Annotated in this window: 10 protein-coding genes; 7 read left to right on the forward strand and 3 right to left on the reverse strand. The window is 42.4% G+C overall.

The genetic code is table 11. From position 1 onward, the window contains the following. The first annotated feature begins 259 nt into the window (after positions 1-259). The 3 genes from proB to B4G94_RS13830 are packed head-to-tail and all read left to right on the forward strand — an operon-like array spanning position 260 to position 2954. Entirely contained in the window at positions 260-1291 is a 1032-nt protein-coding gene (proB, locus tag B4G94_RS13820) for a glutamate 5-kinase (protein WP_108636090.1), read from the forward strand. After that, a complete protein-coding gene (locus B4G94_RS13825) occupies positions 1288-2538 on the forward strand; it encodes a glutamate-5-semialdehyde dehydrogenase (protein WP_286859568.1) in 1251 nt (416 codons plus the stop codon). The genes proB and B4G94_RS13825 overlap by 4 nt, the downstream gene beginning before the upstream one ends. Before the next feature lie 11 nt (positions 2539-2549). Then, complete coding sequence (locus B4G94_RS13830; RefSeq protein WP_286859570.1) at positions 2550-2954, forward strand: hypothetical protein; 405 nt, start codon at positions 2550-2552, stop codon at positions 2952-2954. A gap of 65 nt (positions 2955-3019) precedes the next feature. On the opposite strand, the gene B4G94_RS13835 is transcribed toward B4G94_RS13830, so the two are convergent. Beyond that, positions 3020-4156 (reverse strand): acyl-CoA dehydrogenase, encoded by a 1137-nt coding sequence (locus B4G94_RS13835; RefSeq protein WP_108636087.1) that lies wholly within the window; start codon positions 4154-4156, stop codon positions 3020-3022. A gap of 299 nt (positions 4157-4455) precedes the next feature. Between B4G94_RS13835 and B4G94_RS13840 the strand changes: the two genes are divergently transcribed. Continuing rightward, positions 4456-5091: a peroxiredoxin gene (locus B4G94_RS13840; RefSeq protein WP_286859571.1), complete on the forward strand. Its 636-nt coding sequence runs from the start codon at positions 4456-4458 to the stop codon at positions 5089-5091. 277 nt (positions 5092-5368) lie between these two features. Here B4G94_RS13840 and B4G94_RS13845 read toward each other — a convergent pair whose 3' ends face one another. Next, the gene (locus B4G94_RS13845) at positions 5369-6484 is read right to left on the reverse strand and encodes a S1 family peptidase (RefSeq protein ID WP_165305546.1); all 1116 of its coding nucleotides are present in this window, start codon (positions 6482-6484) and stop codon (positions 5369-5371) included. Positions 6485-6499: 15 nt separating this feature from the next. Then, positions 6500-7072, reverse strand: coding sequence for an RNA polymerase sigma factor (locus B4G94_RS13850; protein ID WP_286859573.1), 573 nt, complete (start codon positions 7070-7072; stop codon positions 6500-6502). A gap of 289 nt (positions 7073-7361) precedes the next feature. Between B4G94_RS13850 and B4G94_RS13855 the strand changes: the two genes are divergently transcribed. From B4G94_RS13855 to B4G94_RS13865, 3 genes are all read left to right on the forward strand, one after another. Then, positions 7362-11423, forward strand: coding sequence for a glycoside hydrolase family 2 TIM barrel-domain containing protein (locus tag B4G94_RS13855; RefSeq protein ID WP_286859575.1), 4062 nt, complete (start codon positions 7362-7364; stop codon positions 11421-11423). Positions 11424-11785: 362 nt separating this feature from the next. Further along, positions 11786-13027 (forward strand): MFS transporter, encoded by a 1242-nt coding sequence (locus B4G94_RS13860; protein ID WP_286859577.1) that lies wholly within the window; start codon positions 11786-11788, stop codon positions 13025-13027. A 48-nt stretch (positions 13028-13075) separates the two neighbouring features. Further along, a complete protein-coding gene (locus B4G94_RS13865) occupies positions 13076-13303 on the forward strand; it encodes a (4Fe-4S)-binding protein (protein WP_286859579.1) in 228 nt (75 codons plus the stop codon). The last annotated feature ends 80 nt before the right edge of the window (positions 13304-13383 follow it).

Here is a 13383-nt window from a genome sequence, read left to right on the forward strand (position 1 = left end):
TTGCTTTAAAAGAAGGCTGTCCAATAAGGTTGGACAGCTTTCTTTACCGAATTTCTCCACAGCTTATTTCAGCTATTTATTCTTTGAAAGTCTATATTATTTTAAAACATCTTCCATGTATTCGTCATGTAAGCTGTTTTTTTGGACAGAAAGGTCTGGTATTTTATTGCGCTATATTGTTCAAATATTAACATATTTTGCAAAAATCAAATTCTTCTCACTAAATTAGAGCTTTAATCTAAACTAAAGCATACTTACAATGAAAAAGCCTATTCTCGTTGTCAAATTTGGATCGGCTTCTATTACCACGAAAGAGGGAGAAGTTGATGAACGTATTGTTTTGGAGATTGCCAGGCAGATCGCTTCTTTACAGAGGAAGTACAATATTGTCCTGGTATCTTCGGGTGCTGTTGCTGCCGGCAAGCGTTTTCTCCCCAGTTACACAGGCACGCTGTCCGAGCGGAAAGCCGCAGCTGCCATTGGGAATCCGATATTGATTAATACGTATTCCACGTATTTCCGGCCTTTTAAGATTTCATTGGCACAAAGCTTATGTGAGCGACATCATTTTTCCAATCGGGATCAGTTCCTGCAGTTAAAGAATACCTATGAGGAACTGTGGCGCAACAATGTTATCCCTGTAGCCAATGAAAATGATGTGGTGAGCAATAAAGAGCTGAAGTTTTCGGATAACGACGAACTAGCAACACTTATTGCTGTTGGATTTGGAGCTGAAAAATTATTGTTTAGTACTTCTGTTCCGGGGGTATTGGATGCGAATAATAAAATTATAGAAACTATTGAGACCATTGACCGGAATATTCTGGGATTGGCAAGGAAAGATAAATCTGCCGTCGGATTAGGTGGTATGACCTCAAAACTGAATTTTGCACGGCTTGCCAATCAGATGGGGATCGGGGTGGTTATTTTTAGCATGCAGACCGAAGATGCAATCACAAAAGCCATCAAACATGAGACGGGTACCTTGTGCTTGCCTGAGAGTAAAAAGATCTCTTCACGAAAAAAATGGCTAGCGAGCGGAAGCTTAATTAAGGGTGAATTGATGATTGATCGCGGAGCCGAAGAGGCTTTATTAAAACATAAAAGCTTATTGGCAGTTGGGGTAACCCGTATTGTTGAACATTTTGAGAAGGGGGAGGTGCTGAACATTGTGAACCTCGAAGGTCTGACGGTGGCTGTGGCCCGGGCGAAAATGGATTCATCCTTGTTATCCCAGTCCAGTAAAAAGAATTTAGAAATTGCGCATGCAAATGATATCGTGTTGTTATGAGTGAAACAATAATTGAACAACTGAAGGCGGCAACGAAGGCAAAACAGTTCTTGCAGCAGCTTTCTCCAGAAGGTAAAAAGAAAACATTAGATGCGATTGCTGCTGCTCTTATTGAAGAAGAAGCGCCGATCCTGCAGGCTAATAAAATGGATCTGGATCGTATGGACGATGAAGATCCCAAAAAAGACCGTCTTCTACTGAATAGTGATCGTTTGAGAGCGCTGTCCGATAGTGTAAAGCAGATTGCTGATTTGGCAGATCCGACGGATCAGCTGTTGCTGAAGAAAGTGCTGCCCAATGGACTGGAAATAGAGAAAATTACCGTGCCTCTTGGTGTGGTTGGTGTGATCTATGAATCCCGCCCAAATGTGACAATTGATGTCGCAGCCCTTTGCATACAATCTGGGAATGTTTGCCTGTTGCGGGGTGGTTCTGATGCGCTCTATACAAATGTGGCCTTGCTGGAGGTCATTTATGCTGTCCTCGAAGAGCAGGAGATATCAAAAGATATCGTACAATTATTACCGGTCGATCGCAAACATGTGTCTGAATTGCTGGAGGCAACTAAATATGTGGATATTATTATTCCGCGAGGCTCACAATCCCTGATAAATTTTGTACGGGCAAATGCGAAAGTTCCGGTGATTGAAACTGGTGCAGGAGTATGTCATACCTATGTGGATCAAACTGCCGATCTCGAAATGGCAGCAAAAATTGTCGCCAATGCAAAGATCTCCAGACCGTCAGTCTGCAATTCTTTGGATACAGTTTTAGTGGATCAGCAGGTGGCACCAGAGTTTTTAATTAAACTGGCACCTTATTTTGAGCATGCCGCCGTGGAAGTTTTCGCCGATCCTTTTGCATTTGAGCTATTGGAGCAGCATGGATTTCCAAATTTAGTGGCGGCGGAAGAAGCGGATTTTGGAAGAGAATTTCTAGATTTGAAGTGTTCGATAAAAACAGTCAATGGACTGGACGAAGCATTGGAGCATATCGAAAAGTATTCTTCAAAACATTCGGAGTGTATTGTGTCTTCAAATGAGTTGGCTATCGAACGGTTTTTGAATGAAGTGGACGCTGCAGCAGTCTATGCAAATGCTTCGACGCGTTTTACGGACGGTGGGGAGTTTGGACTGGGGGCTGAAATAGGTATTTCAACGCAAAAATTGCACGCACGTGGTCCCTTTGCACTGGAAAAATTGGTAACAGAAAAATGGATTGTCCGTGGCAATGGACAGATCCGATAATAGATTTCAAAATGGGAGTAAGTTTTAAAAAAGATTTAATGGTGCGTTGGGTTGAAGATATCGGAAAATTTCTTCGTATTTGGATCGAAGGATATGATGCTTTTGCCGAACCCAGTGACCCCGCTTTATTTGCAGATGCCTATCAAAAGTTTTTTGACAAAGATCGCAATTTTTATCTGCAGCTCTCTGACGATGAACTTACGTCCTATTCAAGAGAAGAATTGCAAGCACAGCAACTACATCCACTGGCATTGACCTTCTTCTTTGATGGGTTAAATGTACAGGGTGAAGAACAGTATAATTTATTGCGTAAAGCAAAGCTCCTCTTAAATTTGGCGATGGCTGAGACGGCGAGTTTTTCTTTTCAGGATTATCAGTACCTATCGGTGATCGATAGTAAATTGAATAGTCAATAAAAAAATCAGTCCGTTTCTTTAAAATGCGAACTGAATTTTTTTATGCTAAGCAATGCTGTACGTTCTTACCGCAAGATTTCCCGCGCAATGACCAGCCGTTGTATCTCGGATGTACCCTCATAGATCTGGGTGATTTTGGCATCACGCATTAGTCTTTCTACATGATATTCTTTCACATAACCGTAACCACCGTGGACCTGAACAGCCTCGACGGTATGTTTCATGGCTACCTCAGAGGCATGAAGCTTGGCCATTGCAGCCTCCTTTCCATACGGCAGTCCCTGATCTTTGGTCCATGCAGCCTTATAGGTCAACAGTCGGGCCGTTTCAATATCGACTTCCATATCGGCCAGTTTAAATTGGATAGCCTGATGTTCTGAAATGGGTTTTCCAAATGTTTTGCGTTCCTTGGCGTAGGCAAGTGCCAGATTGTAAGCGCCGGCGGCAATACCCAAGGCTTGCGCCGCGATGCCTATACGGCCTCCATCAAGGGTTTTCATGGCAAATTTAAATCCAAAACCATCCTCACCGATACGGTTTTCCTTTGGAACTTTAACATCCGAAAATAGCAAGGAATGTGTGTCTGAACTTCGAATTCCCAATTTATTTTCCTTTGGCCCAATGGTGAAACCCGGTAATCCCTTTTCGACAATCAACACATTGATTCCTTTATGACCTTTTTCTGGATGAGTCTGTGCAATAACGAGGTAGATATCGGCGTGACCACCGTTTGTAATCCAGTTCTTCGTGCCATTCAATAGATAGTGGTCGCCTTTGTCTTCGGCTATTGTATGTTGCGAGGAAGCGTCCGAGCCAGCCTCAGGTTCCGAAAGTGCAAATGCACCCAGTTTCTCTCCCTTGGCAAGTGGAACCAGATACTTTTGTTTTTGCTCTTCAGTTCCGTAGGCGTTGAGTCCATAAAGGACCAACGAATTATGTGCTGAAACAATAACGGCCGCAGATGCATCAATTTTGGCGATTTCTTCCAATACCAGTACATAGGCCAGTGTATCCATGCCGGCACCGCCGTAGGCCTCTGGGGTCATGATACCCATAAATCCAAGTTCGGCCATTTGTCTGACAAAATCTGTTGGAAATTGGGCTTCTTCATCCCGTTGTATAACACCTGCTTTTAGTTCCTGAGCAAACTCCCGTGCTGCATCACGGATCATTTTATGTTCTTCGCTTAATTCAAAGTTCATGATATCTCAATTTTATGGTCTATAACTTTATTTCTCCAGTAATGTACTCTTTCAGTCCTACGTGAACAACTCGCCGTGAAGCAAAAATATTTTACGTTGTATCCTTGGCCCTGTTTCTCAAGGCAATTTGAAAGGCGCTCACTTATAATCAAATATACAAAATATATATTATGCTTGCATAGTATATAAGTTCTGTTTTTTCATCTGAATCTAAAAAAGTAGGGAATTATTTGTTTGCTAAATTTAATCTACTATATTTGTAGAGTATGTGGTTTTGAACATATTTAAAACATAAGATTATGAGTTTAAGATTAGGAGACGAAGCGCCAAATTTTAAAGCGCAAACGACTATCGGTGAAATAGATTTTCACGATTATATTAAAGATAGCTGGGTGGTATTTTTCTCACATCCTTCTGACTATACACCTGTATGTACAACTGAGCTGGGGCGTACGGCGAAATTGAAATCTGAATTTGACAAAAGGGGTGTCAAAGCAATCGCGTTGAGCGTAGACAATGTAAATGATCATTTGAACTGGATCAAGGATATCAATGAAACACAGCAGACGGAAGTGAATTTTCCGGTTATTGCCGATGAAGATCATCATATTTCTGAGCTTTACGATATGATTCACCCGAGTGCTTCGGTAACGGCTACTGTACGTTCGGTGTTCATTATTGGCCCGGATAAAAAGATAAAATTGACCTTGACTTACCCTGCATCTACTGGCCGTAATTTTGATGAGATCTTGCGGGTGATAGATTCATTGCAACTCACCGCTGATTATCAGGTTGCCACACCGGCTGATTGGAAACATGGAGAAGACGTAATTGTTGTACCTGCAATCAAGACAGAAGATATCCCGGCAAAATTCCCGAAAGGATTTAAGGAGATCAAGCCTTATTTGAGAACAACGCCACAGCCTAATTTATAGTCAATTAGGTGAAATTCCGATATAAAAAGGGAGTGTCCTATCTTTTTGGACACTCCCTTTTTGATTTTTGCCTTTTCTTCACATACTACTTTTCCGCTGTCATACGCAGCGGAGTCCGCTGTTTCTTTTTGGACTACATCATTTTGAGCGTTCCTATACAAGATGAATCGGGAATTCCTTTTGAAAATGACCGGATCCAGCCTTTAACCAGCGTTTGATAAAAAAGAAAAGGCGATACTTACGTACCGCCCTTTTTATAAGCATTAAAGATACAGTCTTAATAGACCTTAACCATATAAATATAGTCTTGTATTCTTTTGATCTGTTCTGTTCTTGGTAAACCTGCCAAAGCATTCTTTTTATTGATTTTTACGCCCGTGGTTAATGAGTCGCTCGGAATATCAGCAAGCGCATTCATGATTGACTTGGTTTTGATGGCAAAAGCAGCACCGTCTATTCCTCTTTGTTTACCGGAGATAATACCGATCACATTGCCTCTGCTGTCCAATACGGGGCCACCGCTGTTTCCGGGGTTGACCGGAACGGATATTTGATAAGCGATCGTGTCACCTGCGTAACCTGTTGACGAGCTTAAGTATCCTTGTCCATATACTGCTTCATCACGTGGAAAGCCGATTGTATAGATATCTTCTCCTAAATCCGAAGTAGACGTTTTGAAGGTATAAGGCAGGCTTTTGGCCTTTTTGAAGTTTTTATCGGCAATATATAGGATTGCTAAATCTTTGCTGGCATCGGTGTGAACAACTTGCGCTTTGTAGGAGTTCCCTTTACTATTTTGCAGATAAATGGAATCAGCCCCACTGACGACGTGATAGTTTGTTACGACGTAGCCATCTGTTGTCAACATAAAACCGGTTGCTCCAAATTGGCTTTCGCTACTTTTAACCGACTTTTTATCGTTGATATCTTTTATTGCGGCGTTATGTGCATTGACGTTCTTTTTGACATTATTCATGTCGCGGCGCAACGCGCTGTAATCCGAAGAGGCTTTTTCCAGGTTGCTATAATAGCCACTAAGCCATAAAGTGCCAAATACCGCAAATACTGCCACAACTGCAGCTACTAAAGAGCTTGCTTTGATCCGTTCCCAAAGTGATATAACGGTAGATTGTTTTATCGGAACCACTTTTGCGGTCGGACCTTGGGATGTATGATATTCCTTGGCTGAGTTAGCCAATACCTTTTTGAAATCGAGCCTCTGGCTAGTTTCTTTCATATTGGCAACAAAGTTGCGGTGTTGTTGTAATTGGGCAGCATACGAAGGGTTTTCAGCACAAAAAGATTCGAACGCTGCTTTTTCCGCTGCAGGTAATTCCCCGCGCAGATATTGGTCAGCCAATTCGAAAAATTCTTTTTGATTCATTGTTCCCATGGTGTTACTCAAATTTTAATCTGTTGAAAAAAATATTTTTTTCAGCCGTTGTAGACATTTATATTTTTGAGTCTTGGCATTATCTGTATTGGTATAACCAAATTTTTCACAGATTTCCTGCATCGAGTGGTTTAAGATATAGAAATCATGTAAGATCGTCTTACAAGGTTCCCCCATTTTCTCTAGCGCGAGTTCCATTTGATCGAACTTTTTTTCAAGTTCTTGGTGCTGTTGTAAATCTTCTTCCTCAAATAAAGAGTCTTCATAACCGCTAATGTCACTATTGCCAAAACCAGCACGATTGAGTTGCTTAAGCCAAAGCCTTCGGCAAATCGAGTAAAGATATGTTTTGAGTTTGCTGCTGAGCTCAAAGTCACCTTTGGCAACTTTATCGTAGAGCACAATTACAGCCTCCTGAAAGATATCTTTTGCTTCATCCTCACTTCCATTGTTTTGCAGTATCATATGGCTTATGGATGGATAATATCGTTTATAGATACTATCTATCGCCAAGCTATCGCCTTGTTTGAGGCCTTCAATGATCTGCTCATCATTTTCTAGCAGGACTGATTTACTGAATTTACTCACCTATTAATACCTTAATGCCTAAATTGTAACCCTTTGAAAAATGAAAATCTTCAAAATATTTTCAAACGTAAACTTTTATTTGTTTAATGCGAAATCTACGTCCAAAAATACTGCTTATTCCCTGAAACCGAAAGCATTTGTTTTTGCTTCGATTTTCAAATGACCCTTGAATCATCCGTTGTTTATTTATGTATCAAAAAAGTTTCGCAATCGAGTGCTTTAATAATCTGCTTGTTATTCCTCTAAAATGAAGTTACATTTGGTTTCCTGAACTAAAATGCTTAAATACATGATGTTAAGAAAATCCGTTATTTTTCCAACCTTACTGGCTTCGTTGCTGTCCCTTCATTCGACCTCGACGACAGGACAGTCATTCACAGCTCCTATAGCAGGCTTCCAGTATGAAGATATCTTATCTCCAAAAGGTAATGAATGGGAATCACCACAGTTATTATCACTCAACAAAGAATTGCCACACGCTTCGTTCTTCTCCTTTTCAAACGTTGAAACTGCGAGAAAAGTACTTCCCGAGCATAGTAACTTTTGGCGCTCGCTCAACGGTTCCTGGAAGTTTAATTGGGTAAAGACACCGGAAGAACGGCCAAAAGATTTTTATGATCCTAACTATGATCCTAACTATGATGTCAATGCTTGGGAATCCGTACCTGTTCCAATGAGCTGGAACATCTTCGGTATTCAGAAGGATGGCAGCTTAAAATATGGTGTGCCTATTTACACCAACCAGCGCGTGATTTTTCAACATCAGGTGAAGGTGGATGACTGGCGTGGAGGGGTGATGCGTACGCCGCCACAAGATTGGACGACTTATGTATACCGTAATGAAGTCGGCTCATACCGCCGTAATTTTACCGTTCCGAAGGATTGGGACGGTCGCGAGGTATTTCTCAATTTTGACGGGGTAGACTCCTTTTTCTACCTTTGGGTGAATGGCAAATATGTTGGCTTTTCAAAAAATTCAAGAAACCTTGCTTCCTTTAATATTTCTCCTTTCTTAAAAAAAGAAGGGGAGAACGTGTTGGCGGTAGAAGTCTACCGCAGCTCTGACGCATCATTCTTGGAAGCCCAGGATATGTTTCGCCTGCCGGGAATATTTCGGGATGTCTCTCTGACATCAACTCCTAAAGTCCAAATTCGTGATCTGGCAGCGATTCCGACATTGGATGACCGCTATGAGGATGGTGCCCTGAAAATTACCGGTACCGTCCGTAATTTGAGCCGTAAGAAAGCTGATGGTTATACCCTTGTTTATTCCTTGTATAAGAATAAACTGTATAGCGATGAAAATACCTTGGTAGATCGGGCTGAAGTGTCTGCTATTGTTCCACAGTTGGATGCGAAGGCTTCGAATAGCATCGAAGCAACATTAACTGTAAAAAATCCGGATAAATGGTCCGCTGAACTTCCCTATCGGTATACCTTGGTTGCCGAATTGAAGGACAGGAAAAATAAAACGATTGAAACGGTTTCCACTTATGTCGGGTTTCGGAAGGTCGAAATTAAAGATACCAAGGCGTCTGATGACGAATTTGGCCTTGCCGGACGTTATTACTACATCAACGGAAAAACGGTTAAACTGAAAGGTGTGAACCGCCATGAGACGAATCCTGAACATGGAAAAGTCGTTACCAGGGAGCAGATGGAAGCCGAAGTAAAGCTGATGAAAAGCGCCAATATCAATCACGTGCGTAATTCACACTATCCGGAGCCGCCCTATTGGTACTACCTCTGTGATAAATACGGCATTTATCTTGAGGATGAAGCTAATATTGAAAGCCATCAATACTATTATGGAAAGGAATCGCTTTCTCATGTTCCCGAATGGAAAAATGCCCATGTAGCACGGAATATCGAAATGGTGCATGCTACTATCAACCATCCTTCTGTCGTGATCTGGTCGCTTGGTAACGAGGCTGGTCCCGGAGATAATTTTGTAGCGGCTTATGATGCGATCAAAAAAATAGATACCTCAAGACCTGTCCAGTACGAACGTAACAACGCGATTGTGGATATGGGCTCAAATCAGTATCCATCTATTGACTGGGTCAGAGGGGCTGTCAAAGGAACCTACAAGTTGAAGTACCCTTTTCATATCTCCGAGTACTCGCATTCGATGGGAAATGCCGTCGGCAACTTAATTGATTACTGGGAAGCCATCGAATCGACTAACTTCTTTATGGGTGGAGCAATCTGGGACTGGATTGACCAAGCGATGTATTATTACGATAAAAAGACAGGTGAACGGTTTTTGGCTTATGGTGGTGACTTTGGTGACAAGCCGAATGATGGTACATTTGTCAACAATGGGTTAATCTTTGCCGATATGAAACCCAAACCGCAATACTATGAGGTTAAAAAGGTTTATCAAAATGTTGGTATTAAGGCCATTGATATTCAACAGGGAAAAATTGAGCTATTCAATAAAAACTATTTCAAAGATCTTAGTGACTATCGGGTTCAATGGTCACTGTTCAAAGATGGGATAGCTGTTGCCGGAAGTACAGGTACAATAGTCACTGCTGATCTGCCCAAAGCACGTCAGAAAAAACAGGTTGTCCTGCCGATCGAATATGCTAAATTGGATGCGGGATCTGAATATTTTGTCAAGGTTCAATTTCTGCTCAACGAGGATAAGCCATGGGCAAATAGGGGCTTTGTCCAAATGGAAGAGCAGCTGTTTGTCAAAGCCGCAGAAAATAAACCGTTGATTTCGACTGTTGCCAAAGGTGAAAATCCCGTACTTTCCAAGGAAGGTGAGCTTCAGGTTGTGAAAGGGGATCAGTTTGTCGCAAAATTTGACAATAAGACTGGGTCAATCTACAGTTTGGCTTATGCTGGCAAGCAAATTATTCGTGACGGCGAAGGACCTAAACTGGATGCTTTGCGTGCGCCTGTTGATAACGATAACTGGGCTTATCAGCAATGGTTTGAAAAGGGTTTGCACAACTTAAAACATAACGTTTTATCTTCAAATAGCTATACGAAGAAAGACGGGACAGTAGTTTTGGCATTTACGATTGAGTCTCAGGCTCCCTATGGTGCTTCATTGTTAGGTGGAACATCTGGAAGATATACACTCAAAGCGCTTACGGATAAACCGTTTGGTACTGATGATTTCAAGTTTACGAGCAATCAGATCTGGACGATATACCAGGATGGTTCGATTGAATTGTCATCTAGTATCACTTCGAACAATGCAAGCGTCGTATTGGCAAGACTGGGTTATTCCTTGCAATTGCCGGGTGAATTTGGCAACTATACCTATTATGGACGTGGCCCGATCAATAACTATGCGGATCGTAAAACGGCACAATTTATCGAATTGCATAAAAGTACAGTAAAAGATCAGTTCGTATCATGGCCCAATCCGCAGAATATGAGTAATAATGAGGATGTGCGCTGGACATCCCTGACCAATACGGATGGACAAGGAGCGATCTTTATTGCGAAAGATCATCTTGCGACGTCCGCTTTGGAATACAGCGAACTGGAATTGACATTTGCACCGCACCCTTATCAGCTACCAAAGAGTTCCGGTGTGCATTTACACCTGGACGCTGCGGTCACTGGTCTCGGCGGTAATAGTTGCGGTCAAGGGCCGCCATTGGAAAAAGACCGTGTGAAAGCTGTTCCCACGTCAATAGGATTTATTATCCGTCCGGTGCGACAAAATGACTACTTGGCCAAAGCACAGGTGGCTACCGCAGGTGATGGCCCCATTTCTTTTGCCAGAAGTTCAACAGGTGAGGTATCCATTCTTTCGGGAAATAAAGCGGAGACCGTACTGTATACGGTGAACAATGGAAAAGCAAACATTTATAAGAATTCTTTTGATCTGCGTCAGGGCGGAACAATAACGGCCTGGTATCGGGGAAATGAAAAATTAAAAGTAACCCAACAATACAGCAAGATCGAGACGGTTCCGATGGAAGTGGTCTTTGCTTCCAGCCAGGAGACCGGTGAAGGTGATGCCAAGAACCTATTGGATGGAGATCCTTCGTCGATCTGGCATACGATGTATTCAGTCACTGTCGCACAATATCCGCATTGGGTTGATTTCGATGCGGCGAGTGTGAAGACGATCAAAGGTTTTACATTTTTGCCGAGACCGGATGGCGCAAATGGTGATATCAAGGATTATAAGATTCAGGTGAGTCAAGACGGTAAAAACTGGGAAGACGTGATGTCGGGCGCATTCGAACGGAATAAGAAGCTCAAAACCGTTCGGTTCGAAAAGCCTGTCAAGGGACGTTATATCCGCTTTACTGCATTGAGCTCGCAGCGTGGCGATGATTTCGCTTCAGGCGCAGAATTTGCTGTTATTGCCGAATAAAAAATACATTAAAAGCGATCAAAGCCAGCACCTGAAACACAAGTGCTGGCTTTTTTATTTTGTGGGTCAGCTTTCAGCAAACGCAGCTGCTTCCACGGTTTCAATAGGTGTTAAGTAAACCAGTTGCGCGCGTTTATTGCATGATAAGACTGACGGTTGAGCCCCAGCTATCGCTAAAGCAAAAAGGATACTAAGGGGCTAAAAAAAGTCGGCGGCAGGGCTATTTACCTCATGTAGGTTTGGTGAAAATTGGCCCTAAAGCTGTCAAAAAGTATATTGAATAATTTTTATAGCCTTATTGCGTAGAATGTTCGGACGCTTCTGTATTTTTACTCAGTTCAAACCAAGATCATCATTATCACATGGAAATAGACCAACAGGCGAATGCCCCATTTACGGCGTACCAAAAACTCGTTGTATTTTTGCTGGCAATAACACAATTTACCGTCGTGCTTGATTTTATGGTGATGTCACCGATGGGCGATATTTTGATGAAGGCCATCGATCTAAAACCAGCTCAATTTGGTGTAGCGGTTTCGGCCTATGCTTTTAGTGCAGGCGCATCGGGTTTGCTGACGGCGGGATTTGCCGATCGCTTCGACCGGAAGAAGCTCTTGCTGTTTTTTTACTCGGGTTTTATCATCGGAACCTTTTTTTGCAGTTTCGCCAATGACTATTGGACTTTGGTTGCTGCCCGTGTGGTGACCGGTTTGTTTGGTGGTGTCATTGGGTCGATTTCGATGGCTATCATTACCGATATATTTACGCTGCAACAAAGAGGGCGCGTCATGGGTTTTGTGCAGATGGGCTTTGGCGCCAGTCAGGTACTTGGGATTCCAATAGGCCTGTATATTGCAAACAACTGGGGCTGGCATAGTGCTTTCCTGTGGATCGCTGTGATGGCCTTGGTCATTGTCATTATTATTGCGGTTAAACTGATTCCTATTACTGCACATATCGGCCTGCAGAAACATCAATCTGCACTTAAACACCTTTGGTCAACATTCTCGCAAAAGGAATATCGCATTGGTTTTCTCGCGACAGCGCTGCTCTCTATTGGTGGTTATATGATGATGCCTTTTGGAAGTGCCTTTGCCGTCAATAACCTGAAAGTTAGTCATGAACAATTGCCCCTATTATTTATGATATCCGGTGTCGCCTCATTGATTATTATGCCTATCGTTGGGAAATTGAGTGACCGCTATGATAAATTTAAAATCTTTGCGCTAGCTTCGATATGGCTGATGGTCGTTGTATTGATTTATACCAATCTGGGAGTTACACCGTTTTATCTGGTTATCTTTTTGAATATATTGATGATGGCCGGTATCCTGAGCCGTATGACACCTTCTTCGGCTTTGATCAGTGCGGTTCCCGAGATGAAAGACAGGGGCGCATTTATGAGTATCAGCTCATCCCTGCAGCAGCTGGCTGGGGGAGTAGCAGCGTCACTTGCCGGTGTGATCATTGTTCAACAGACGAAGGAAAGCCCATTGGAGCATTACCCAAGCTTGGGTGTCATTGTCGTGTTACTCTCTATCGTGGCTATTTTTATGCTCTATCGTGTCAGTAGGATGATCAAACGGAGACGTCCGATTTCGTAAAACAAAATCGTTCTTATTGACATTAGTATTTCAGAAGAGATTTTTATTATGGAAGAAAGGATTGTTAGATATGATCACCCCAATGATGGGGAGATCGCTGTGCTTTGGATTCCTGAGCGATGTGAACACGCCGCTGTCTGTGTTCAAAGTTTGCCACAGGTATACCATCCAAAAGATAGGCCTTGGATTACGGTTCAAAATGCAAGCACAGCGGAACTGATTGATCAGATTAAGCGTTGTCCTTCGGGAGCGTTGCAATACGAACTAAAAAAATAGAAGAGGAAATTCGTGTAACAAAAAAAAGCATCATTTGAATAAAATGATGCTTTTTTTGTTGGCGGTCTGGACGGGACTCG

It is taken from the genome of Sphingobacterium sp. UBA7625 (assembly GCF_002484085.1).
In the GTDB taxonomy this organism is placed as follows: domain Bacteria; phylum Bacteroidota; class Bacteroidia; order Sphingobacteriales; family Sphingobacteriaceae; genus Sphingobacterium; species Sphingobacterium athyrii.

What these genes read in the sequence shown, in the direction of transcription:
- B4G94_RS13830 (WP_286859570.1), top strand. Translation starts at nt 2,550, where the DNA reads ATGGGAGTAAGTTTTAAAAAAGATTTAATGGTGCGTTGGGTTGAAGAT.
- proB (WP_108636090.1), top strand. Translation starts at nt 260, where the DNA reads ATGAAAAAGCCTATTCTCGTTGTCAAATTTGGATCGGCTTCTATTACC.
- B4G94_RS13825 (WP_286859568.1), top strand. Translation starts at nt 1,288, where the DNA reads ATGAGTGAAACAATAATTGAACAACTGAAGGCGGCAACGAAGGCAAAA.
- B4G94_RS13840 (WP_286859571.1), top strand. Translation starts at nt 4,456, where the DNA reads ATGAGTTTAAGATTAGGAGACGAAGCGCCAAATTTTAAAGCGCAAACG.
- B4G94_RS13835 (WP_108636087.1), bottom strand. Translation starts at nt 4,156, where the DNA reads ATGAACTTTGAATTAAGCGAAGAACATAAAATGATCCGTGATGCAGCA.
- B4G94_RS13855 (WP_286859575.1), top strand. Translation starts at nt 7,362, where the DNA reads ATGATGTTAAGAAAATCCGTTATTTTTCCAACCTTACTGGCTTCGTTG.
- B4G94_RS13845 (WP_165305546.1), bottom strand. Translation starts at nt 6,484, where the DNA reads ATGGGAACAATGAATCAAAAAGAATTTTTCGAATTGGCTGACCAATAT.
- B4G94_RS13865 (WP_286859579.1), top strand. Translation starts at nt 13,076, where the DNA reads ATGGAAGAAAGGATTGTTAGATATGATCACCCCAATGATGGGGAGATC.
- B4G94_RS13860 (WP_286859577.1), top strand. Translation starts at nt 11,786, where the DNA reads ATGGAAATAGACCAACAGGCGAATGCCCCATTTACGGCGTACCAAAAA.